This window comes from Faecalibacterium prausnitzii (genome assembly GCF_019967995.1).
Taxonomy (GTDB): domain Bacteria; phylum Bacillota; class Clostridia; order Oscillospirales; family Ruminococcaceae; genus Faecalibacterium; species Faecalibacterium prausnitzii_E.
The window spans coordinates 2,885,643-2,909,548 of record NZ_CP065377.1; the positions used below are offsets into that span (position 1 = coordinate 2,885,643).

Annotated in this window: 14 protein-coding genes, 1 tRNA gene and 2 rRNA genes; 4 read left to right on the plus strand and 13 right to left on the minus strand. The window is 59.0% G+C overall.

What is annotated here, in order from left to right:
* Both I5P96_RS13925 and I5P96_RS13930 read right to left on the minus strand, forming a co-directional pair.
* Positions 1–2,835 (minus strand): 23S ribosomal RNA (locus tag I5P96_RS13925).
* Positions 2,836–3,103: 268 nt separating this feature from the next.
* Positions 3,104–4,614 (minus strand): 16S ribosomal RNA (locus I5P96_RS13930).
* Together the 16S and 23S rRNA genes form the textbook arrangement of a ribosomal RNA operon.
* Positions 4,615–5,196: 582 nt before the next feature.
* Between I5P96_RS13930 and I5P96_RS13935 the strand changes: the two genes are divergently transcribed.
* Positions 5,197–5,973 (plus strand): type III pantothenate kinase, encoded by a 777-nt coding sequence (locus I5P96_RS13935; RefSeq protein ID WP_223382616.1) that lies wholly within the window; start codon positions 5,197–5,199, stop codon positions 5,971–5,973.
* A 118-nt stretch (positions 5,974–6,091) separates the two neighbouring features.
* On the opposite strand, the gene I5P96_RS13940 is transcribed toward I5P96_RS13935, so the two are convergent.
* Positions 6,092–6,165 (minus strand) — tRNA-Arg (locus I5P96_RS13940).
* A 255-nt stretch (positions 6,166–6,420) separates the two neighbouring features.
* Between I5P96_RS13940 and I5P96_RS13945 the strand changes: the two genes are divergently transcribed.
* Positions 6,421–7,788 carry an MATE family efflux transporter gene (locus I5P96_RS13945; protein WP_223382617.1) on the plus strand — a complete coding sequence of 456 codons (1,368 nt, stop codon included), beginning with the start codon at positions 6,421–6,423 and terminating at the stop codon, positions 7,786–7,788.
* Positions 7,789–8,002: 214 nt separating this feature from the next.
* Here the strand turns inward: I5P96_RS13945 and I5P96_RS13950 are convergent, their stop codons facing one another.
* The 4 genes from I5P96_RS13950 to I5P96_RS13965 form a co-directional block, all read right to left on the minus strand.
* Positions 8,003–9,019 carry an ATPase P gene (locus tag I5P96_RS13950; RefSeq protein ID WP_097791313.1) on the minus strand — a complete coding sequence of 339 codons (1,017 nt, stop codon included), beginning with the start codon at positions 9,017–9,019 and terminating at the stop codon, positions 8,003–8,005.
* A 157-nt stretch (positions 9,020–9,176) separates the two neighbouring features.
* Positions 9,177–10,682, minus strand: a complete 1,506-nt coding sequence (locus I5P96_RS13955; RefSeq protein WP_223382618.1) for a carbon starvation protein A — start codon at positions 10,680–10,682, stop codon at positions 9,177–9,179.
* A 437-nt stretch (positions 10,683–11,119) separates the two neighbouring features.
* Positions 11,120–12,625 carry a carbon starvation protein A gene (locus I5P96_RS13960; RefSeq protein ID WP_223382619.1) on the minus strand — a complete coding sequence of 502 codons (1,506 nt, stop codon included), beginning with the start codon at positions 12,623–12,625 and terminating at the stop codon, positions 11,120–11,122.
* A 297-nt stretch (positions 12,626–12,922) separates the two neighbouring features.
* Positions 12,923–13,843, minus strand: a complete 921-nt coding sequence (locus I5P96_RS13965) for a LysR family transcriptional regulator (RefSeq protein WP_223382620.1) — start codon at positions 13,841–13,843, stop codon at positions 12,923–12,925.
* A 176-nt stretch (positions 13,844–14,019) separates the two neighbouring features.
* Here I5P96_RS13965 and I5P96_RS13970 point away from each other — a divergent pair, with 176 nt between their 5' ends.
* Both I5P96_RS13970 and I5P96_RS13975 read left to right on the plus strand, forming a co-directional pair.
* On the plus strand, positions 14,020–14,226 hold the full coding sequence (locus I5P96_RS13970) for a hypothetical protein (RefSeq protein WP_097791310.1): 207 nt from the start codon (positions 14,020–14,022) through the stop codon (positions 14,224–14,226).
* 10 nt (positions 14,227–14,236) lie between these two features.
* Positions 14,237–14,776 (plus strand): histidine phosphatase family protein, encoded by a 540-nt coding sequence (locus I5P96_RS13975; RefSeq protein ID WP_223382621.1) that lies wholly within the window; start codon positions 14,237–14,239, stop codon positions 14,774–14,776.
* Between the two features lie 46 nt (positions 14,777–14,822).
* Here I5P96_RS13975 and I5P96_RS13980 read toward each other — a convergent pair whose 3' ends face one another.
* From I5P96_RS13980 to I5P96_RS14005, 6 genes are all read right to left on the minus strand, one after another.
* Positions 14,823–16,172 (minus strand): MATE family efflux transporter, encoded by a 1,350-nt coding sequence (locus I5P96_RS13980; protein ID WP_223382622.1) that lies wholly within the window; start codon positions 16,170–16,172, stop codon positions 14,823–14,825.
* Positions 16,173–16,184: 12 nt separating this feature from the next.
* Positions 16,185–16,424, minus strand: a complete 240-nt coding sequence (locus I5P96_RS13985; protein ID WP_207686899.1) for a hypothetical protein — start codon at positions 16,422–16,424, stop codon at positions 16,185–16,187.
* Positions 16,421–19,756 carry an ATP-binding protein gene (locus I5P96_RS13990; protein WP_223382623.1) on the minus strand — a complete coding sequence of 1,112 codons (3,336 nt, stop codon included), beginning with the start codon at positions 19,754–19,756 and terminating at the stop codon, positions 16,421–16,423. Before I5P96_RS13990 ends, I5P96_RS13985 begins: the two co-directional genes overlap by 4 nt.
* Positions 19,753–20,358 (minus strand): DUF4194 domain-containing protein, encoded by a 606-nt coding sequence (locus I5P96_RS13995; RefSeq protein ID WP_223382624.1) that lies wholly within the window; start codon positions 20,356–20,358, stop codon positions 19,753–19,755. The genes I5P96_RS13990 and I5P96_RS13995 overlap by 4 nt, the downstream gene beginning before the upstream one ends.
* Positions 20,342–21,772 (minus strand): Wadjet anti-phage system protein JetA family protein, encoded by a 1,431-nt coding sequence (locus I5P96_RS14000; RefSeq protein ID WP_207686896.1) that lies wholly within the window; start codon positions 21,770–21,772, stop codon positions 20,342–20,344. Before I5P96_RS14000 ends, I5P96_RS13995 begins: the two co-directional genes overlap by 17 nt.
* Positions 21,773–22,041: 269 nt before the next feature.
* A complete protein-coding gene (locus I5P96_RS14005; protein ID WP_223382625.1) occupies positions 22,042–23,697 on the minus strand; it encodes a putative manganese-dependent inorganic diphosphatase in 1,656 nt (551 codons plus the stop codon).
* Positions 23,698–23,906: the final 209 nt, after the last annotated feature.

Below are 23,906 nucleotides of genomic sequence, written 5' to 3' on the forward strand. Positions count from 1 at the left end.
GTGGTCAAGCCCTCGATCTATTAGTACACACTTGCTGAATGGATCGCTCCACTTACACATCGTGCCTATCAACCTTGTAGTCTTCAAGGGATCTTACCTGATTGAATCAGTGGGATATCTTATCTTTGGGTCGGCTTCACGCTTAGATGCTTTCAGCGTTTATCCGATCCGTACGTAGTTGCCCAGCTATGCTCCTGGCGGAACAACTGGTGCGCCAGAGGTACGTCCGTCCCGGTCCTCTCGTACTAGGGACAGCTCCCATCAAATATCCTGCGCCCACGACAGATAGGGACCGAACTGTCTCACGACGTTCTGAACCCAGCTCGCGTACCGCTTTAATTGGCGAACAGCCAAACCCTTGGGACCGAATACAGCCCCAGGATGCGATGAGCCGACATCGAGGTGCCAAACCTCCCCGTCGATGTGGACTCTTGGGGGAGATCAGCCTGTTATCCCCAGGGTAACTTTTATCCGTTGAGCGATGGCATTTCCACTCACATACCACCGGATCACTAACTCCAACTTTCGTTACTGCTCGACCCGTCAGTCTCGCAGTTAGGCTCGCTTCTGCGTTTGCACTCTTTTGCTTGATTTCCGTTCAAGCTGAGCGAACCTTTGAACGCCTCCGTTACTCTTTAGGAGGCGACCGCCCCAGTCAAACTGCCCACCTAACAATGTCCCCCGACTCGATTCAGAGCCGCAGGTTAGAATTCCAATATCGCAAGGATGGTATCCCAACGTCCTCTCCATGACCGCCAAAGCGATCACTTCCCAGAGTCCCATCTATCCTGTGCATGCAACATCGAAACCCAATATTAGGCTACAGTAAAGCTCCATGGGGTCTTTCCGTCTTGTCGCGGGTAACCGGCATCTTCACCGGTACTACAATTTCGCCGGGCGGGCTGTTGAGACAGTGCCCAAATCATTACGCCTTTCATGCGGGTCAGAACTTACCTGACAAGGAATTTCGCTACCTTAGGACCGTTATAGTTACGGCCGCCGTTCACTGGGGCTTCGATTCAATGCTTGCACATCTCCTCTTAACCTTCCAGCACCGGGCAGGCGTCAGCTCGTATACGTCATCTTTCGATTTAGCACAAACCTGTGTTTTTGGTAAACAGTTGCTTGGGCCGATTCTCTGCGGCTCCATCTCTGGAGCACCCCTTCTCCCGAAGTTACGGGGTCAATTTGCCGAGTTCCTTAACAACCCTTCTCCCGTTGGCCTTAGAATCTTCTTCCTACCTACCTGTGTCGGTTTGCGGTACGGGCACCTCAGAAATCCACACAGCTTTTCTCGCCATCTTCCATCCCAGACTTCGGTACTATTTTCCCTCGATCTCTACCGGAACCAACACCCGGCTCTGAGACTTCTTATGTGTCCCTGTGCTTAACTCTTTTGGTGGTGACGGAATCTCTACCGTCTGTGCATCGGCTACGCCTTTCGGCCTCACCTTAGCTCCCGACTAACTTGGAGCGGACGAACCTTCCTCCAAAAACCTGAGGCTTTCGGCCATGCAGATTCTCACTGCATTCGCGCTACTCATTCCGGCATTCTCACTTCTATACACTCCACAGCCGCTTGCGCTACTGTTTCGCCGCGTATACAACGCTCCCCTACCCAACGTATTACTACATTGCCTAAGCTTCGGTGCCAGGTTTAGCCCCGTTAAATTCTCCGCGCAAAGACGCTCGACCAGTGAGCTATTACGCACTCTTTGAATGAGTGGCTGCTTCTGAGCCAACATCCTGGTTGTCTGCGTATCTTCACATCGTTTTCCACTTAACCTGACTTTGGGACCTTAGCTGTAGATCTGGGCTGTTTCCCTTTTGACAATGACATTTATCTGACACTGTCTGACTCCCAGGCATCAATATTCTGGCATTCTGAGTTTGATAAGCTTCGCTAACCTCTCGGCCGCTAGGCTATTCAGTGCTTTACCTCCAGATATCTAACCTGAGGCTAGTCCTAAAACTATTTCGGGGAGAACCAGCTATCTCCGGGTTCGATTGGAATTTCTCCGCTACCCACAGTTCATCCGCCGCCTTTTCAACGGAGGTCGGTTCGGTCCTCCATGGAATTTTACTTCCACTTCAACCTGACCATGGGTAGGTCACCCGGTTTCGGGCCCATTGTATGCAACTTAACGCCCTTTTCAAACTCGCTTTCGCTTCGGCTCCAGTCCTGAAGACCTTAACCTTGCTGCATACAATCGCTCGCCGGACCGTTCTACAAAAAGTACCCTATCACACTTTGACGTGCTCTAGGTGCTTGTAGGCACAGGGTTTCAGGTTCTTTTTCACTCCCCTCCCGGGGTGCTTTTCACCTTTCCTTCACAGTACTATACGCTATCGGTCACTGGGTAGTATTTAGGGTTGGAGGGTGGTCCCCCCATCTTCCGACCAGGTTTCACGTGTCTGGCCGTACTCTGGAACTTGCTCAGCTCTTGTCGTTTTCACCTACGTGGTTCTCACACTCTCTGACCGGCCTTCCCATGCCGTTCGGTTAACAACTCAAGTCCTAAATGCAGTCCGTACCCCGGAAGTCTTTCGACTCCCGGTTTGCCCTCTTCCGCGTTCGCTCGCCACTACTTACGGAATCTCGTTTGATGTCTCTTCCTCGCCCTACTTAGATGTTTCAGTTCAGGCGGTTCCCTCGATCTACCTATTTTGAAGTTCAGCAGATCGTACCTGAGTATGAACCCAGGTGAGTTTCCTCATTCAGAAATCTCCGGATCAATGCTTATTTGCAGCTCCCCGAAGCTTATCGCAGCTTATCACGTCTTTCATCGGCTCCCAGTGCCAAGGCATTCGCCCTGCGCCCTTGTTCGCTTGACCTTTCAAACGTTCTTTCAAGAACATTTGGTATCCTCTTGATTCTCTCTTGCCAACGAAGATTATGTTACCCTTCCTTTTGAAATTGTAATATTTCTTAAAAAGAACTTACTATAATCTTTGTTTCGCAGTTATTATTCAGTTTTCAAGGTACGTCTTTGAGTTCCCTTTTCAGGGCCCTCAAAATCGAACAATATCTACTCTACTTGTCTCTGTCACCTGTTCCAGGAAGAAACCATCTTCGATGCTTCCTTCCTGCCTGACTCCTTAGAAAGGAGGTGATCCAGCCGCAGGTTCTCCTACGGCTACCTTGTTACGACTTCACCCCAATCACCAGTTTTACCTTCGGCGGCGTCCTCCTTGCGGTTAGACTACCGACTTCGGGTCCCCCCGGCTCTCATGGTGTGACGGGCGGTGTGTACAAGGCCCGGGAACGTATTCACCGTGGCATGCTGATCCACGATTACTAGCAATTCCGACTTCGTGCAGGCGAGTTGCAGCCTGCAGTCCGAACTGGGACGTTGTTTCTGAGTTTTGCTCCACCTCGCGGTCTTGCTTCTCTTTGTTTAACGCCATTGTAGTACGTGTGTAGCCCAAGTCATAAAGGGCATGATGATTTGACGTCATCCCCACCTTCCTCCGTTTTGTCAACGGCAGTCTGGCCAGAGTCCTCTTGCGTAGTAACTGACCATAAGGGTTGCGCTCGTTGCGGGACTTAACCCAACATCTCACGACACGAGCTGACGACAACCATGCACCACCTGTCTCTGCGTCCCGAAGGAAAGACATATTTCTATGTCCGTCGCAGGATGTCAAGACTTGGTAAGGTTCTTCGCGTTGCGTCGAATTAAACCACATACTCCACTGCTTGTGCGGGCCCCCGTCAATTCCTTTGAGTTTCAACCTTGCGGTCGTACTCCCCAGGTGGATTACTTATTGTGTTAACTGCGGCACTGAAGGGGTCAATCCTCCAACACCTAGTAATCATCGTTTACGGTGTGGACTACCAGGGTATCTAATCCTGTTTGCTACCCACACTTTCGAGCCTCAGCGTCAGTTGGTGCCCAGTAGGCCGCCTTCGCCACTGGTGTTCCTCCCGATATCTACGCATTCCACCGCTACACCGGGAATTCCGCCTACCTCTGCACTACTCAAGAAAAACAGTTTTGAAAGCAGTTCATGGGTTGAGCCCATGGATTTCACTTCCAACTTGTCTTCCCGCCTGCGCTCCCTTTACACCCAGTAATTCCGGACAACGCTTGTGACCTACGTTTTACCGCGGCTGCTGGCACGTAGTTAGCCGTCACTTCCTTGTTGAGTACCGTCATTATCTTCCTCAACAACAGGAGTTTACAATCCGAAGACCTTCTTCCTCCACGCGGCGTCGCTGCATCAGGGTTTCCCCCATTGTGCAATATTCCCCACTGCTGCCTCCCGTAGGAGTCTGGGCCGTGTCTCAGTCCCAATGTGGCCGTTCAACCTCTCAGTCCGGCTACCGATCGTCGCCTTGGTGGGCCGTTACCTCACCAACTAGCTAATCGGACGCGAGGCCATCTCAAAGCGGATTGCTCCTTTTCCCTCTGGTCGATGCCGACCCGTGGGCTTATGCGGTATTAGCAGTCGTTTCCAACTGTTGTCCCCCTCTTTGAGGCAGGTTCCTCACGCGTTACTCACCCGTTCGCCACTCGCTCAGAGAAGCAAGCTCCTCTTTGCTCGTTCGACTTGCATGTGTTAGGCGCGCCGCCAGCGTTCGTCCTGAGCCAGGATCAAACTCTTTATAAATGATATTTATCACTTAAAAAGTGTTAAATCTTTTTTCGCTCAGCACGCAATCGCTTGCGTCCTGTGTGAATTACTTTGTTTGGAATTGTTTACCGTGTTTTTCCAACACGAAAATAGGTTCCGTTACAAGTTTTTCGATATTGTTCAATTTTCAAGGTCCTGTGCGCCTCAGCCGACTGGCTGACGACTTGATTATTTTATCACAGAAGTGATTTTTTGTCAAGCACTTTTTTCGAAGCGTTTCAACATTCTGAACTTGGATCGCTTCCGATTTCTCAGAACTGACTGGAATCTTTCAGCGTCTATTGGTTCTTTTCTTTCGCTTCTCAGCTGGGACTTCGGAAGTCATTCTTTTGTCTCAGCGCTTGGCGCTCAAGTATAATACCATACACCGGGGTGGATGTCAACACTTTTTTACAAGTTTTTTCAAAAAACTTCAAATTGCTGCGTCCGGGCAGAAAATTGAACCCCTCCGGGACGGCCACGGCCGTCCCGGCTCCCCTTTTCCAAGGGGAGCTTGCAGTTTTGCGGACGCGGTTGTATTATATAATTACATTATAGAGGCAGAGGAGGCCCCCGACCATGATCCTGACGGTCAACATCGGCAACACACACATCACCATCGCCGGATACGAACACGACGCCCTGCAATTCAGCGGGCGTCTGCACTCCGACGCAGCAGCGACCATTGACGAATATGCCATAGCTCTGCTGAATCTGCTCTCTCTGTACCGCGTCCAGACCGAGCGCATCGAGGGAGGCATTCTGGGCAGTGTCGTGCCCGCGCTGACGGGCCGCGTCCTGGCGGCGCTGCGGATGCTCTGCTCCGCCCGCTTTCTGACCGTTGGGCCGGGCCTGAAGAGCGGCATCAAGCTGCGGCTGGACAATCCGGCCCAGCTGGGTGCAGAGCTTTTATGCGGTGCCGTTGCCGCGCTGGCCGAGACGCCCGGCCCGCTGGCCGTCATCTCCGCCGACACAGCTATCTCCATCATGGCCGTGAACGAGAAGCAGGAGCTTGTGGGCGGCGTCATCCTGCCCGGCCCGCAGCTGTCGCAGGCAGCGCTGGTCCAGAAGACCGCCCAGCTGCCCCAGATCGACCTTTCGGCACCGGCTTCGGCCTCCATTCTGGGCAAGAACACCGCTGCCTGCCTGCAAAACGGCTTCGTGCTGGGCACCGCCAGCCTGCTGGACGGACTGGCTGAGCGCTTCCGCGCCGAACTCGGTCCGGAGCTCAAATTCTACGCCACCGGCAATCTGCCCCGCACCATCCGCGAAGCCTGCCACACGGACATTCTTTACCGCGAGACCCTCATCACCGATGGCTTGTACCGCATCTGGCAGAAAAATCGGAAAGGGTAAATCTGCGGCGGGGCCGTGCTGTTCGAATCCTCCCGGCCGCAAATATCCTCCCGGCCGCAAATATCCTCCCGGCCGCAAATAAAAATCCCCAGCACACGAAAGTGTACTGGGGATTTTATGCGACCGGGAGGATTCGAACCTCTGGCCTTCCGGGTCGGAGCCGAACGCTCTATCCAGCTGAGCTACGATCGCACATCTTCTGAACGGATTCAGTATAAGGTAGTATAGCACAGCCGGGCAGAAATTGCAAATAGAAATCTTCGCCCTTGTCGGCCCAATTTCTGCATCCGAAGCATCCTTCTGAAAAATCATCGGGCGGCGCGTAAAAATTTCACCTCTGCTTTTTGGGTTTTCCGTCTTGCAAAAGCGCCGCCTGGCCTTATAATAGAGCTTGTGCCCCGGTGTGCGCGGGCACAGTTTCGGATCAGGAAAAGGAATCATCAAGTTATGAAGTCAAACACCAAATCGCTGACGGAAGGCCCTCTGGCCAAGCAGATCCTTCTGGTCAGCCTGCCGCTGGCACTGTCCAACCTGCTGCAGGTGCTGTTCAACATGTCGGACGTCGCGGTCGTGGGCCGGTTCGCCGGCTCCACGGCGCTGGGTGCAGTGGGCTCCACGAGCATCTTCGTCACCCTGTTCACCGGTTTTCTCATCGGCCTGAGCAACGGCATCAACGTGCTGGTGGCCCGCTTCTATGGGGCCAGGCACACCGATGACGTCCGCCGCACCGTTCACTCGGCGCTGGTGGTCAGCCTCATCGCCGGTGTGGTACTGCTGTTCGTAGGCCTGCTGGGCTCCCCCGCCCTGCTGCGGCTGCTGAACACCAAGGAAGACCTGCTGCCCGGTGCCATCCTCTATCTGCGGGTCTACTTCCTCGGTATGCCCGCACTGGCGCTCTATAACTTTGGCAACGCCATCTTCAGCGCCATCGGCGACACCAAAAAGCCGCTGTACTTCCTGAGCATCGCGGGTGTGCTGAACATCCTGCTCAACCTCTTCTTCGTCATCGTCTGCAAGCTGGATGTCATGGGCGTGGCGCTGGCCAGTGCCATTTCGCAATGCGTTTCCGCCGGGCTCATCCTCCACGCGCTGACTCAGGTGCAGGACTGCTACACCCTGCATTTCCGGGAAGCCCGGCTCGACCCGGCCATGACCCGAAGCATTCTGGCGCTGGGCCTGCCCGCCGGGTTCCAGAACGCCGTCTTCGCCATCGCCAACCTCTTCATTCAGGCGGGCGTCAACTCCTTCGACTCCCTCATGGTCAAGGGCAACTCCGCCGCCGCCAACGCCGACAACCTCATCTACGACTGCATGGCCGCCTTCTACATGGCCTGTGCCAGCTTCATGAGCCAGAACTACGGCGCAGGCAAGCCGGACCGCGTGAAGAAGAGCTACTTCATCGCGCTGGGCTATTCCTTTGGCGCGGGCCTGCTGCTGGGCGGCAGCCTGTTCGTGTTCGGCCGCGAGTTCCTGGCCCTCTTCACCACCGAGCCGGCCGTCATCGACGCTGGCATGAAGCGTGTGGGCGTCATGGGTCTGGCCTACTGCATCTCGGCCTTTATGGACTGCACCATCGCCGCCTCCCGCGGCCTGGGCAAGACCGTCGTGCCCACCGTCATCGTCATCCTGGGCTCCTGCGTCTTCCGCGTCATCTGGGTGTACACCATCTTTGCCCACTTCCACACCATCCCCTCGCTTTATCTGCTCTACCCCTGCTCCTGGACGCTGACCGCTCTGGCGGAGATCGTCTACTTCGTCCACTGCTACAAGCAGGCCATGAAGATCTTCCGGGAGCCGGTCCCTGCGTCGCTGTAAACCGTTCAGACATAAGAAAAGGCAGATGCCGTTCGATGCGGCATCTGCCTTTTTTGTGGTTCGTTATACCTTTACTTCTCCCGCCAGCACCCGCTGATAGTCCTCGTGTTTTCAAACCTGCTCTCTGTCCTCATTATAAACCGACCTTCTGCGCAGTGCAAGAAGTTTGGCACAACAAAAGCTCCCCGGAAACGAGGAGCTTTCGTTGGTTCTCTTATGCGTATTGGTGGTTCAGGAACATCGCCTTGATGAGGACGACCTCGTCGTATTCCTCCTGCTCGACCTGAACGTCGGCGTTCAGCGCCTTCAGGCGGGCCTTGACAGCCTCCAGCGCCTCCGGCACGGTGACGGCGCGGCCCTCTTCGATGGCGTCCATCATCTGCTTGAGGACGGTCGGGTGTGCGTAATAGCTCGGCACCGGGAACGCACCGTTCGGATAGCGCTTCACATAGTCCGCTGCGGCCTGCTCGGCCCGGTCGGCCCGCTTCATGATGGCGCTGTGGTTGTTGCGGGCGGTGGGCAGCATGTTGTAGCTGGAAAAGAGGAAGATGGCCGCAAAGCCGAACAGCGCAAAGTAGATGCCGTAATTGCCCACATGGTTCGTGATGGCATAGAGGCCGTAGGCTGCGGCCACAAGGCCGAACAGGAAGATGGCCAATGCGACATAGCGGTACACCGGCTTGCTCTGCAGCTGGGCGCGCTTGCGGCGCTCGGCGGCGCTCAGCTCATCCGAGATCTCCGGCTTGGCTTCCAGATACTCTTTTGCCCGGCGCAGCACCGTCAGGCTGTGCTCGGCGTCTTTCGTCAGCTCCGGCAGCTTGCGGGCGGCCTTTTCGGCCTCCTTCTTCTGCACGGTCTGCTCACCTGCCGCGCTCAGCCGCTTGATCTGCGGCTGCTCTTTGGCCAGAACGTCCAGCAGGGCGTCCACGTCCCGCTCATCCTTGAAGTTGCACTGCTTCTGCTTGCCGCCGTCGTACTCCACCACCAGATAGGCCATGGAGGCAAACATCCCTTTGCCGGTAAAGCCGCCCTGGCTCATGGCGACCCGCTTGAACGCGCGGGTGATGCTGCCGTAAGGCAGATAATAGCAGCGGTCGATGTAAAAGCTGTTGAGGTACAGCGCCTTTTTGCCGACGCCGCAGGGGCCGATCTTTTTGCAGGCTTTTTTGTCTGCTTCCAGCTCGGCAGCGCCGAGTTTTGCCAGACCCAGTTGTGCAGGTTTGAACAGCATAGTGTATCCCTCTTTTGCGTTTTGTTTGTACCCATTGTCCCACTGTCTTTCGCAAAATGCAAGAGTCTTTTCCACTCTTAGCCAAAAGCAAGACCGGCCGCTGGTGTGGGCAGCGGCCGGTCTTGAGATCACAGGGGGTTATGCCGCCTTGAATGGGTTATGCGGCTTTCTTCTCCGTGTGCTTCTTGGTAGCGTGGATAAACAGGGCCAGCATTGCAACGGCGAAGACGATACCCACAGGGTATGCGACCGCCGTATTGTAGATGGTGGCACCCTCAGCAGTCTTGCTGTTCAGCAGGCCGCCCAGGCACTCCGGAGCCAGCACGAAGTAGGTGCAGGACACGGCGCTCATGAAGGTAGCGGGCACAGCGGTGATCCAGTAGTTCTTCTTCTCCTTGAACAGGTACATGGAAGCAGCCCACAGGACGATCATGGCCAGCGTCTGGTTGGTCCAGCTGAAGTAACGCCAGATGACCGTGTAGTTGATGAAGCCCAGCGCGTTGCCGATGCCCAGGAAGGCGCCGACACCCAGAACGGGGACGCAGAGCTTCAGGCGGTTCCCGTAGCTGTCCTGATCCAGCTTCAGCCAGTCGGCCAGAGTCAGACGAGCGGAACGGAAGGCGGTATCACCAGAGGTGATGGGGCAGATGACGACGCCGATCATTGCCAGGGCAATGCCGATACCGCCCATGGTCTTGGAGCAGACGTCGTAGATGGCGGCGGACTGACCTTCGGCCAGAGCAGCGGCCAGACCGGTGTTCAGACCACCGGTGACTTCGTACAGAGAGCAGCCGGCAGCAGCCCAGATCAGAGCGATGATGCCTTCGCAGACCATTGCGCCGTAGAAGACGAAGTGGCCCTGCTTCTCACTCTTCATGCAGCGCGCCATCAGAGGCGACTGGGTGGAATGGAAGCCGGAAATAGCGCCGCAGGCGACCGTGATGAACATGAAGCTCCAGATCGGGGTGCCCGACGGGTGCATGCTGCCGAAGTGATCCCACAGTTCGGGGATGGTGTAGGCGGGGTTGGTGAAGATGCCAAAGATAACGCCCACTGCCATGATGATCAGGCAGATGCCGAAGACCGGGTAGATCTTGCCGATGATGGCATCAATGGAGATAAAGGTCGCGATGAAGTAATAGACCAGAATGATGATCAGCCAGAACAGGGTGGTGGTGAGCACACCGCTCATCCCGCTGTTCTTGCACAGGGTCACGATCAGGCCAGCAGGGCCGACTGCGAACACCGTGCCGACCATGATCAGCAGCACGACAGAGAACACACGCATGATGTTCTGCATCACAGGTCCCAGATACTTGCCGGTAACTTCTGCGATGGAAGCGCCTTCGTTGCGCTCGCTCATCATACCGGAGAAGTAGTCGTGGACGCCGCCTGCAAAGATGGTGCCGAAGGTGATCCACAGGAACACCACAGGGCCCCACAGAGCACCCTGCAGTGCACCAAAGATGGGGCCGAGGCCCGCAATGTTCAGCAGCTGGACGAGGAACAGCTTCCACTGCGGCATCACGACGTAGTCAACGCCATCGTTGATGCGCACAGCGGGAGTTTCACGGTCGTCCGGTCCAAACGTGTTGTCCACGATCTTGCCATAGACAAAATAGCCTATGATCAGGAGCGCCAGACAGAGTAAGAAACTAATCATACCAGAAACCTCCTTTTTCAGATCCACGCCCACGGCCCCATTCTGCCGTGCGTGGTCCATGTCTGGCTTCATGTTAACACATTTTTCATAACTCGAATAATATCTTTCCTGCATAGCCCTCATATCAAAAAGTATATGGTGGGGTTTCAGGCGTTTCTTTTGGCAAAGATTTTCAGCGTTTTCTCGGCAAATTTTCTTTTCCGAAAACGTTCTCTGTGCGATGTTGACCGACGAAAGTTGCGGCTCCCAAACTTTCCGCCTGTTTTTTGTGCAGTTTGACCACACCTGCAATTTTTGCGCGATTTTCAGTTCTTTTTTCGTGTTATTCAGCCGAGTTCCTCCCGTTGCAAACGAAGACCGGCCGTCCGGGGACTTCCCGGCGGCCGGTCTTCTGTGAATGGGCAAATATTAGAAGAGGAACTCAGGATCTCATCGGATCATGCGGCTTTCCTAACGCCAGCCTTTTTGGTGGCGTGGATAAACAGGGCCAGCATCGCAGCGGCAAAGAGGATACCCACGGGGTATGCGACCGCCGTATTGTAGATGGTCGCGCCTTCCGCAGTCTTGCTGTTCAGCAGGCCGCCCAGGCACTCCGGAGCCAGCACGAAGTAGGTGCAGGACACGGCGCTCATGAAGGTAGCGGGCACAGCGGTGATCCAGTAGTTCTTCTTTTCCTTGAAGAGGTACATGGAAGCGGCCCACAGAACGATCATGGCCAGCGTCTGGTTGGTCCAGCTGAAGTAACGCCAGATGACCGTGTAATTGATGAAGCCCAGCGCGTTGCCGATGCCCAGGAAAGCACCCACGCCCAGAACGGGGATGCAGAGCTTCAGGCGGTTCGCGTAGCCGTCCTGGTCGATCTTGAACCAGTCGGCCAGCGTCAGACGCGCGGAACGGAAGGCGGTATCACCAGAGGTGATGGGGCAGACGACGACGCCCACCATGGCCAGGGCAATGCCCACGCCGCCCATGGTCTTGGAGCAGACATCGTAGATGGCCTTGGACTGGCCCATGGCCAGCGCCTGTGCCAGACCGGTGTTCAGGCCGCCGGTGACTTCGTACAGAGAGCAGCCGGCTGCGGCCCAGATCAGAGCAATGATGCCTTCGCAGACCATGGCACCGTAGAAGACGAAGTGGCCCTGCTTCTCGCTCTTCATGCAGCGCGCCATCAGAGGCGACTGGGTGGAGTGGAAGCCGGAAATCGCGCCGCAGGCGACCGTGATGAACATGAAGCTCCAGATCGGGGTGCCCGACGGGTGCATGCTGCCGAAGTGATCCCAGATCTCCGGGATCGTATAGGCAGGGTTGGTGAAGATACCGAAGATGACGCCGATGGCCATGATGATGAGGCAGATGCCGAAGATGGGGTAGATCTTGCCGATGACCGCGTCAATGGAGATAAAGGTCGCGATGAAGTAATATACCAGGATGAGGATGAGCCAGAACAGCAGCGAAGTGAACACGCCGGATGCACCGCTCTGGCTGCACAGCTCCACGATCAGGCCCGCAGGGCCGACCGCAAACACCGTGCCCACCATGATGAGCAGGACCACGGAGAAGACGCGCATCACGTTCTGCATCACCGGGCCAAGGTATTTGCCGGTGATCTCGGCGATGGAAGCGCCGTCGTTGCGCTCGCTCATCATGCCGGAGAAGTAGTCATGGACACCGCCCGCAAAGATCGTGCCGAAGGTGATCCACAGGAAGACCACCGGCCCCCACAGAGCGCCCTGCATGGCGCCGAAGATGGGGCCGAGGCCCGCGATGTTCAGCAGCTGGACGAGGAACAATTTCCACTGCGGCATCACGACATAGTCCACGCCATCGTTGATGCGCACAGCCGGAGTTTCGCGGTCGTCCGGGCCGAAGGTGTTGTCTACGATCTTACCGTAGACGAAGTAGCCCACGATCAAGAGCGCCAGACAGAGCAAGAAACTGATCATACCAGAAACCTCCTTTTTTCGGTGCTGTCCGCGGCCCCATTCCGCCGCCGGGCAGCTCCCAATCTCTGGCTTCATGGTAACATATTTTTCATCATCTGCACAATATTTTTCCAGCATAGGGGTATATCGTATCCGATATACCTGCTAAGAATTTTTACCGTTGTCCGGTCCGTTTTTTGTCGAAAAGCCAGCAAAAAAGAAACGAAACCGAATTTTCGGTTTCGTTTCTTTGCCACATTTCTCTATTTTTATCAATTCCGGAGCCAAAACTTTAGCCGCTTCTTTGCCGGCGGCTTCTCATTTCATGGTCTGGGCCGCCTGTTTGTGGAGCAGATCGACAAACGCCTGTTCCTCCGCCCGCAGGCCACCCTTGTCCGGATAGACCAGGATATCCCGCATCTGCTGGCGCTGGGCCGGGCATTTCTTCAGCACCAGATGATACTGTTCCAGCGCCTTGCGGGGCATGGGTGACGCCCACATATACGCAGACGGGAGCCGCTGCAAGATCGAAAACTGGCTGCACCGCTCATACACATGGATACGCCGGGCTTGGTTCACATGCCAGCGCACACCGTCGCCGCCCTCCTCGCCGGGCAGCTGAAAGTCGTCGTGCCGGATCTCCATATACTGGTTCAGTTCGGTCAGGTCGCGCACCTCGTGCCGGGCCAGCGGGCCGTCCCGGTTGGTGAGCAGCTGATATTCGAAGTCCATCACCGGCTCCATCTTCAGCCCCCGCCGGGCGCAGTAGTGGGTGTAGTGTTCATCGTCCTCCACCGCATAGCGCAGCAGCGCCAGGTGATAGCCCCGCCGCAGCACGAAATCCAGCGCCTCCATCGAGCCGCCCTCCCGGATGTGGATGTGCACCCGCTCCAGATGCACCGCCTGTTCCAGATAATCCACCGCCGCATAGGACGCATAGGTCGCATGGGGCAGCATCACCCGCAGCTCCGCGCAGCGCTCCTGCTCTTCCTCGACGCTCCGGCTCAGGCGGTCCACATCTTCCAGCACCCGCTCGGCCTGCTCGATGAACCGCCGCCCCTGCTCGGTGGGGATCATGCCGGTGGAGGAGCGCTCAAAGATGCGGATGTGATACTCCTCTTCCAGATTTTTCAGCGCCTTGCTGATGTTGGGCTGGGCCGCATACAGCTGCTTTGCCGCAGCGCTCACCGACCCCCACTGCATGATGGCGACCAGATAGCGCAATTCTGTAATGTTCAAGCTCTTCTCTCCTTTTGGCGTCGTGTGGAACCATTTTGTCCTATTGTATCAGCCCCGGCGCCGGGCTGTCAAGTTGACGGCAGCGCATCGGGGCTTTATAATAAGAATACCACGTTCTCCCCTGCCGGGAGAACCATCTGTAAAACGAGAACATTGTATTTTTCGAGGAAGATCGTATGACATACCGCGTTTTGCGCATCGACGAGCAGCTGTACGGCTGCGAGGAGCTGCCGGAAGGGCAGCCCGTCTGCTGCGATGTCTTATTGGAGGACGAGACCGGTGAACGCCGGGTCATCGCCTATCCGGACGCTGAGCTGACCCGCCTTGGCATCGACGAGGGCGACACCGTCCGGCTCGACCACCATACCCTCATCAAACTCTGAAGGAGCCTCTATGCACAGCTTATATTTTACCCGCCACGGCGAGACCGTCTGGAACGTTGAAAACAAGATCTGCGGCATGACCGACAGCCCGCTGACCGCCCGCGGCCGGGCGCAGGCCGCTGCGCTGGGGGCCCATGTCCGGGACAGCGGAGTCCACATTGACGAAATCCTGTATTCTCCCCTGTCCCGCGCTGCCGACACCGCTCTGGCTATCGCCGAGGCCACCGGCATCCCGGCCCGCCCGGAACCCCGCCTGCGGGAGCAGTGCTTTGGCCGCTACGAGGGGACGCCCCGCGATGGGGCCGAGTTCAAAGTCTCCAAGACCCACTTCGCCGACCGCTACTCCGGCGGCGAGAGTATGCTGCAATTGGCCCAGCGCATCTACGACCTGCTGGACGAGCTGCGGGCCGATGAGAGCAAGACCTATCTGCTGGTCGCCCACAATGGCATCGCCCGCGTGGTGCGGTCTTACTTTTACGATATGACCAACGAGGAGTATGCCGCCTTCGGCATCCGGAACTGCGAGTTCGTCGAGTATACATTTGAATGACAACGAAAGCCGCCGGGGTCCCGGCGGCTTTCGTTGTCCTGGCGCGTCACACATGACGGTAATGGAATTTCCGATCTTTGGTCACGAACATATACACGCTCACCCCCAGCGCGGCAAGCTCGGCGGCCGTGACGGCCAGCCAGATGCCATCCATCCCCATGAGCGCCGGCAGTGCGAAGACCGCCGCCACCTGAAACAACAGAGTGCGCAGAAAAGAGATGAGGGCGCTCGTCACACCGTCGCCCAGCGCGGTAAAGAAGGACGACGCATAGACATTGAAGCCCATGATGAGGAAGCTCAGCGCATAGAGCCGGAAGGCGTGGGTGGTCAGTGTCAGCAGTCCGGCATCGTAGCCCACGAAGATGCGGGCCACCTGCGGGATGAGGAACATCGAACCGATGGTCATGACGACGGCCACCACGCCGATAAGGCGAAAGCTCATGGAATAAAGGTTGTGGACCTCCCGGTGATTGCGGGCACCGTAGTGGTAGCTGACGATGGGGGCGCTGCCAACGGCATAGCCCACGAAGACGGCCACAAAGAGGAAGGCCGCATACATGATGACGCCGTAAGCCGCCACGCCGTCCTCGCCCGCAAAGCGGAGGAGCTGGTAGTTGTAGAGGATATTGACCAGCGACATGGAGAGGTTGGTCATCAGCTCCGACGAGCCATTGATGCAGGCATTCCGCAGGACGCGGCCATGGAACTTCGTCCGGCTCAGGTGCAGGCGGCTGGTGTTGTTCCGGTCCAGGAAATAGAACACCGGCAGCAGGCCGCCGACGATCTGGCTGAGGAAGGTCGCGACCGCGGCACCCTCAACGCCCCAGCGGAGCACCCCCACCAGCACGACGTCCAGCACCATGTTGGTGCAGCCCGCGCCCACGGTGAAAGCAAAGCCCAGGTGGGGCTTTTCGGCTGTGACGAAGAAACTCTGGAACATGTTCTGCAAGATAAAGGTCGGCAGGCTAACCAGCAGGATGCGGCCATACCGCAGCGCATAGTCCAGCATCTCTCCCTTTGCGCCCAGCAGCTCCGCCACCGGCTCAAGGATGACCAGACCAACGGCGCTGAACACGATGCCCGCTGCAAGGGCCGAACTGAGGAAGAGGCTGAAAAGTTCGTCCGCCTTTTTCCCATCGCCCTCGCCCAGCGTGATGCCCACGATGGCGCTGCCGCCGGTGCCCAGCATAAAGCCGACGCTGCCGATGAGCATGGGCAGCGGCATGATGAGGTTGACCGCCGCAAAGGCCGTCTTACCCACGAAGTTCGAGACGCACAGGCCGTCCACGATGCCGTAGATGGAGGTGAACAGCATCGTGCCGATGCAGGGCAACACGAACCGGATCAGCCGGGAATCGGTAAAGTGATCGGACAATTGGATGGGGTGCTTTGGCATAAATTCTCCTTTTTACATCATCCCGCCGGGGCGCCAGCCGGTGCAGTAGCGGGCATAATCGCGGTCAGCCTGCTTGACGTAGAGGACGAGTTCTTCCTTCCCCTCTTTGTTTTTCATCGTGCGGACCTTGGTGGGCAGGCTCTGGCGCTGGAGCAGCTCCAGTTCGTCGTTCAGCTCGTCCTCGTTGTCAAAGGTGTCGAGCCTGGTCCAGTGGGTGGCAAACAGCCAGAATTTTGCAAGGGTATCGCTCATGGTTCAGTCTCCTTCTCCGGCGCGGGCTGCGGGGCCGTCAGCCGGTAAAACGGCGCGATGGCGTTGGCGTCGCCATGGCGCACGATGGAATAGGTGATGTCGCAATAGGGCTGGATGGCCGTGCTCTTCTCGACGGTGGAGATGAGCAGGACCTGCAATTGCAAGCGGCGGAACAGCTCCATCATGGGGCGGATGCGGTCGCTGGTCATCTTGCTGAAGGCCTCGTCCAGCAGGACCAGACGGATGCTGTTCTCGCTCTTCTGATAAATTTGCAGCAGCGAAGCGCAGATGGCCACATAGAACGGGGCCTGATTCTCGCCGCCGGAGGAATCGCGGCTGACACGGGACAGATACGCCTGCTGGCCGGAGACCGTGTTCGTGACCTTGATGTCGTAGTCCAGATAGGTGCGGTAATCCACATAGTCGGACAGGGTGGCACCGGAGGTGCTGCGGCCCTCCTGCCGGGCGCGGGTGTTCTCGTCCACGTCGGCCATGATCTTTTCCATCAGCTCATCCACCTGCCGCTCATAGACGGGGTCGGCCGTGGCGGCGAGGTTGTCCAGCGAGTCGGTGTCGGTCATCTGCTGGTTGCCCTTGTCCACGATGACCTGATAGAACGCGGCCAGCTGCGGGTCGCGGCTGGGTTCCAGCTCGAAGCGGTAGACCTCTTCGCCGTAGGTCAGCTGCTCCATCACCTTGTTCAGCTCCCGGAACTGGCGGCGGGCGTTGAAGATGTCGTCCTTCATCCGGAAGAGGATGTCTTTCCGGAAGCGGTCCTTGCAGTCGCGCTGGGCCTGGTCCAGGCGGGCGGCGTAGCGCTCCAGGTCGATGCGGACGAGGCTCTCGTGCTGGGCGCGGTACTGCTCGATGCCCGCAAGGCCCAGCGGATAATCGCAGACGTACCGCTCGTTGTACGCCTTCTGGGCCGGTTCCAGCGTGGCGGTGAGGTAGCTTTGCAGGGTGTCGTCCAGCTTGGTCTGCGCCTTTTCGGCCGTCTGGGCAGCGGCGCGGGCTGTGCGGCCCCCGGTCATGAGGCCCTTTTTGCGCTCCTGCGCCAGCGGCTCCAGCAGCGGATATTTTTCAAAGAAGGTCTGGGCCGCCCCGGCGCTCTGCTGCGCTGCGGCCACGGCCCGGCCCTGCTCTGCCGCGCAGGAAGCCAGCTGCTTTTCGCAGACACGGATATCGCCGCCTGCCTGTTCCACTGCCTTGCGGGCCGCTTCCCAGGCAGCTTCGCGGGTCTCCTCTTCCCGATACAGCTCCTGCAGCAGCGGGTTCTCCCGGCAGTCGGCCAGCTTCTGGGCCTGTGCCGCATAGTCGGCTTTGGCGGCAGCAAGGGCGTCCCGGCCCTCCCACAGGTCGGCCAGCGTTTCCAGTGCGCGGCCGCGCAGGATGTTCTGGTACTGGTCGTAGGCCGTCTTCAGCGACCGTTCGGCCTGCACGGCCTCGCGGCGGCGTTCACCGAGGGCCGTCAGTTCCTCTTCCAGCGCACCGGCGCGGGCGCGGCGGGCGTCCAGACCGATATACCGCTGGGGTCGGCGCAGGCGTTCCAGCCGGAACGGATGGTGGCGCAGCAGGTCACGGGTGGCGCTGTCCGGGAAATGTTCCAGCGTGTCCGGCGTCTCACAGCAGACGATGCGGCGGAGGATGGTGTCCGCATACTGTGCGGCCAGCGGGTTCTCGCTCTCCACCTGAGCGGCAAGGCTGTCAGCCGGGCGGGTCTCCGCGCGGCGGTTGGCGGTGCGGATGCCCGGCGTATCCAGCAGGCTGATGGGCCCGACCGTTTCGCCCAGCGCCACAAAGGCGCTCTTGGCGGCGGCGTAGTGGTTGGGCGGGACGAGGATATCGAACCGGCGGTCGCCGAGGCAGGCTTCCACGCAGTCCTGCCAGCTCTCGTCGGCCACGTTCAGCAGCTCACAGAAGATCTTTGCGTCCGGCGTCATGCCCCGGCTCTTCAGCTCGGCGTTGACAGCATCGCGGACTCTGGTGGCGGCATCGCCGTGGGGGTAGACCCACTTGCCGCCCGAAACCGCGTCCAGCTCGGCGCGCTTTTCTTCCTGCGCGCGGGCCAGGTCGGCGGCGTTCTGCCGCGCGGCAAAATACTGCTCTTCCAGCGGCTTTTCGAGCCGGTCCAGCGCTTCGGTCAGCGCGGGCAGCTGTTCCGCGGTCAGAGCGACCGGCCAGAGCGCCTTTTCGACCCCGAAGCCGCTGCGGGCCAGCACCGTCAGCAGGTTCGTGACGGCATCCGCCGTCTGTTCCAGCGCCGCCACCTTCCGGGCGGCGGCATCCAGTGCGGTCTTCCTGCGGGCCAGTTCCTCGGTCATGGCGTCCAGCGCACGGCCCTCGCCGCTGGCCGAAGCTGCCCCATGGGCGGCCAGATAGGCCCGGCGGGCCTCGGCCTCGGCGTTCTTGGCCGCTTCATAGGCGGCGTTCCGCTCGGCCAGCTGGCGGCGTCCGGCGTCGAGATGCCCCTGCCAGACGGCGTCTTCTCCGGCGTCGGCCTCGGCGCGGGCCAGCAGGGCCGCGCCCCGGTTGACCAGGGCGTCTGTCTCTCTGGATGCGGCTTCCCGGCCGTATTCCACGATCTGTTCCAGCGCGGCGGCGCGGGTCTGCGCCTCGGCCAGCACGGCGTGGAGGTTTTCCAGCTCCACCCGGTCGCCCTGCAGCGCGTCCAGATCCAGCTCCGGCTGGGGCAGGATGTATTGATACAGAAATTCCCGGAAGTTCGGGATCTCGTCCATGCTGGTGCCCATCTGGAACACCTCATTGAACTTTTTGCCCAGCGGGCTGGATGCGCGGCCGATGCCCAGCGCACGGCAGATGCGGTCCCGCGCCTCGCTGGGGCTGCGGGTATAGGAGAGCCGGCCCACAGCGGGCTTGAAATCCTCTCTGGCGCTGGGGGCCCCGGTGCGCGGGTCGAGGAAGGGCAGCTTTTCCAGCGTGATGCCGTCCTCGGAGATGTACCAGGTCTGGTCGCCGGGGTGAAGCTCCTGCATGGGCCCCTCGGACTCGACGCGCACCGCGATGACGAAGGGCGTCCGCTTGGCGCTGTCCCAGAACTCGGCACCGATATAGGCCACCGTCCGGCCGGGGCGGCGGTAGGCGTTCTCGCCGCGCTGCTTGGCGTGGACGGAGCCTTGCAGGGTGCGGCCGCTTTTTTTATTGCCCAGGGCATTGAAATTGCGGTTGGTGGTCAGGCAGTAGCGGATGGCGTCCAGGATGGTGGTCTTGCCCACGGCATTGACGCCGATCATATAGGTCAGGCGGGCACAGTCGAAGGTGACGTTCTCAAAGTTGTGCCAGTTGATGAGTTTCAGGCGTTTTAATTCGATCATTCTTCATCCTCCGCACTGGATTCGCCCTCCGGGCGTTCGTACAGGGCCAGCTCGTTCCGGGTGCGGCTGCTCTCGGCAGCGGCATCGGCGAGGTCGGCATCCGGCAGCGCCAGCAGCACGGTCGGGAAGACCTCGATGCGGCTGTCCAGCCCGGTCAGACGGCCCACGGGCCGGGCCAGATTGTACCGGCGCAGGGTGCGCAGCAGCTTTTCCAGCGTGAGCTGGTCCAGCCGCCGGGGCAGGTTCATTTTTTGCAGTTCGGCCTGCACTTCTTCCACCGTGACCAGAACCTGGTCTGCACTGGCCGAGAGGCTCTCCCGCTTTTGCAGGTAGAGCAGGCGCAGCACCAGCAGCAGGATGCTCTCGTATTTCAGCAGCCGGGCCTGGCTGCCCTCGTGCTCGTTGACGAGCGCCGCCGCCTGCAGCGGGGCCGGGTAGAGCAGGACCGCATAGCCCAGCGGCGCGAACACGGCCCGCACCTCGTTCAGGTGGTCCTGCACATAGAGATACTTCGACCGCTGGTCCTCCACACTGCCCAGCAGAAAGCAGTGGTTGAGCAGATAGTTTGCGGTCTCTTCCAGCAGTTTATTCGTTTCGGCCATGGGGTTCCTCCTTGCGGGGCATCAGGATAAATTCTTCGAACCGGAAGCCGCCCCGCTCGACCCACTTCCCGGTCCGTTCGATGTCATAGTCCCGCCGCGGCGACTGCGAGTAGGTGTGCAGGCCGATGATGCGGGCAAAGTCGCTGGGATATTCGTCGGCCAGCGTGGACGCCGCCACCTGCCTGCGGGCGGCAAGGGCCTGCTGCGCCAGCAGGGCCACGTTCTCTTCGGTCACAGCCATCCGGGCGTATTCCAGCAGGAGCTGCTGCTCCTTTTGCAGCTGTTCCGGGTCCAGCGTTCCGGTCTCCACCGGCCTGAGCGGCACCTCGCTGCGGGGCGCGGCGGGCGGGTAGAGCGGCTTTTCGCCGAAGACCTGCACCGGGTAAAGGTGCAGATGCTTTGCCACCGGGCCGTCATCCGGTTCGAACAGCTGGTCCGGCGTCTTGATCTCCTCGGCATAGCGGCGGAGCAGCGCCGTGACGCTGCCCTGCGCCGAGCGGTCGCTCAGCAGCAGAAACTGCGCCCGCTGCACGGCACGCTTGCGGTAGCGGATGTGGCTGGCGTCGATCTGCTTCATCAGGCCGCTCATCTCTTCCAGCGCATCCCGCTGCTTCTGGATGAGAGCCCGCACCGCCGGGGCGGCCTCGTTCGGCGCACAGCGCTCCACGCGGGCATAATCCAGCGCCAGCTGCGGCAGATAGTTTGCCTCGCAGTCGTCCAGCCCCTCTTCGAGGTAGGCGCGGTAGTTGAACAGGTTGTCGCTGGTCTTGAACCGGTGGTATGCCGCCGCAACGACCTTTTCCTCGTACTGGTCGAACAGTTCCAGCACCTCCTGCGGGGTGCGGTTGCGGGTGAGCCGGTCGATGTAGTGGCCGATGGAGGCATTGAGCGCACGGAGCGACTTGTTCAGCGCTTCGAGGTCGGACGCGACCTCCCGCAGGACGTTCTCGTAGGGGCTCTTCTCCTCCCCGATGCCTCGCAGCAGCTGCCAGGCCTTGTACAGCTTGCCGGTATAGGTGACGACGCGCGGGTTCAGGATCTCTTCCAGCGCTTCCAGCAGAGGCGTCACCTCCGGCACAAAGGCCAGCGAAGGTTCCTCCTCATAGCTGCCGGGCTGCTCTTCCAGCCAGCCGGTGCGCCGCAGCCGCAGCAGAAAGCCCAGCGCCAGCAGATGCGGGTCGCGGGTGGGCTGCTCGGCTTCGTCTCCGGCGTCGTCGGCGTCCAGCGCCAGCGGCTTTGCCAGCGCCGCAAAGTAATCCTCCGCGCGGGAGACGGCTTCGGCGCGGGAGATGCTGTAATCCGCCGTGTGGCGGCACTCCTCCCACAGCAGCAGGAGCAGCTCGGCATAAAACGCCCGGTTCGGCCCCGCCAGCGGGCGGAACAGACGCGGGGAGACCAGTTCAAACAGCTGCATCAAAAGATCCTTTCTTTCGCAAATTTCCGCCTCTATTGTACCACAAAAAACAGGCCCTCTCAACCGGTGGCCGGGCGCATCTTCCGGAACGATCTGCACACGTGCCGCCGCAGGCTGTGAAAATTCATCCCGAATTTACACAATTTCACCACGATTTTGTGTTATGCTTCTTATAAAGAAATGGAAAAGGCATCGCAGGCTGAACTCCCACTCAACACAATGCCCCCCGGAATGCAGGCTTCCGGGGGGCTTCGTGTTTATTCGGGGCTTTACAGTTCCTGATATGCGCTCATCATGGCGGGGATGAACTGCTTTTTGCGGCTGACGACGCCGGGCAGGGTCCAGCTGCCGTCTTCGGCGGGCTGGGTCTCAAAACCGTCCGACAGCACCTCGGCGGCATAGCGGCCTTCGCAGATGACGACGCTCTCCTCCTTGGGCACATCGGTCAGCAGCATATAGATATCCTCCACATTCTGCTTGTTGCGGGCCTCTTCGAGGTAGGGTTTGAGCAATTTTTCGGCGGCCAGCAGGTTCTTGCGGGTCATGTAGCTGCCCTGCGCCACGCCGAAGCGGATATCGCCGCACATGAAGACCTTGAAGTCCTGCAAAAAGACCTCTTCGGGGGTCTTGCCGTCCAGTTTTTCACCGGCTTCGAACATTTCTGTGGAAAACTCGTCGATGTCCACACCGGCGATCTGGGCCAGACGCTTGGCCGCCGCCACATCCACCGGGGTGCAGGTGGGGCTGCGGAAGACCAGCGTATCCGACAGGATGGCCGCCAGCAGCAGACCGGCGGTCTGGGCCGGGATCTCCACGCCGTTCTCGTCGTACATCTGGGTGATGATGGTGGCAGTGCAGCCCACCGGCTGATTGCGGAAGTAGACCGGGCCGCTGGTCTCCAGACTGCCGATGCGGTGGTGGTCGATAATCTCCAGGATCTCCGCCTGGTCGAAGCCCTCCACGGCCTGGGTGGCCTCGTTGTGGTCCACCAGGATGATGCGGCGCTTGCGCAGGGCGATGATGTTGCGGCGGCTGACCATACCGCAGTATTTGCCCTCTTCATCGAGGATGGGGAAATAGCGGTGGCGCACCTTGGCCATGACGCGCATGACATCCGCCACCGGCGTGACGAGGGTGAACTTCAGGATGTCTTCGCGGGTCATATAATAGGAGATGGGGGCGCACTGGCTGATGAGCTTGCCAGCCGCGTAGGTATCGTAGGGGGTCGTCATGATGGCGACGCCCATTTCGTCGGCGATGCGCTGGATGGTGTGGCCTACCTTGGAGCCGTTGCAGATGATGAGGAGGGAGGCCTCCTTCTCAATGGCGCACAGCTGGCTCTCGTACCGGTTGGTCAGGATGACGATGTCGCCCTTTTCCACATTGCTTTCCAGCATTTCGGGGGTGGCGGTGCCGATCTTGATGTGGCCGGTGGTGCAGACGGCGTTCTCGTCGCCCACCACCATGGTGCCGCCCAGCGTTTCGAGGATGTTCCGGAAGCTGGTCTGGCTCTTGGCCAGAACGCCGGTGTCGAAGACGTCCATGTTGGCGGTCGCGATGTCCTTGACCGTGATGATGCCCTCCAGATCGTTTTCTGCGCTGGTGATGGGCAGGGTGTCGATCTTCTGGTCGCGCATGATCTCCCACGCACGGCGCAGGCTGGTGGCACCGGGGATGCCGGGCATCTCGCGGTAATCCACATCCCGGATCTTCGGGTTGACGTCGGTGCACATGCGGGGCGGGGTCACGCCGAACTTTTTCAGGACGAACTCGGTCTCCTGGTTCATCCGGCCCGCGCGGCGCGCCTCACAGACAAGGTCGCTGGTCTTGTTTTTCAACTCCGCATACGCAATGGCGGAGCAGATGGAGTCGGTGTCCGGGTTGCGGTGCCCGATGACCACGACTTTATGGGCTGCCTTTGGCATAATCTTTCCTCTCTCTATGGAATCGTTCATTCATTTACCTTCTTCTGTGCTGCACACAGAAGTCCGGTTTCATTCTATCACATCCCACCGCAGGGGTAAAGGGAACCGACGGCACTTTGTTTCTTAAAATTTTGCGAGAATCTTGGATACAACATCTTGATTTTCCTGCGATTCCGCGTTATGCTTAGTTCCATGACATCCCAGAGCAA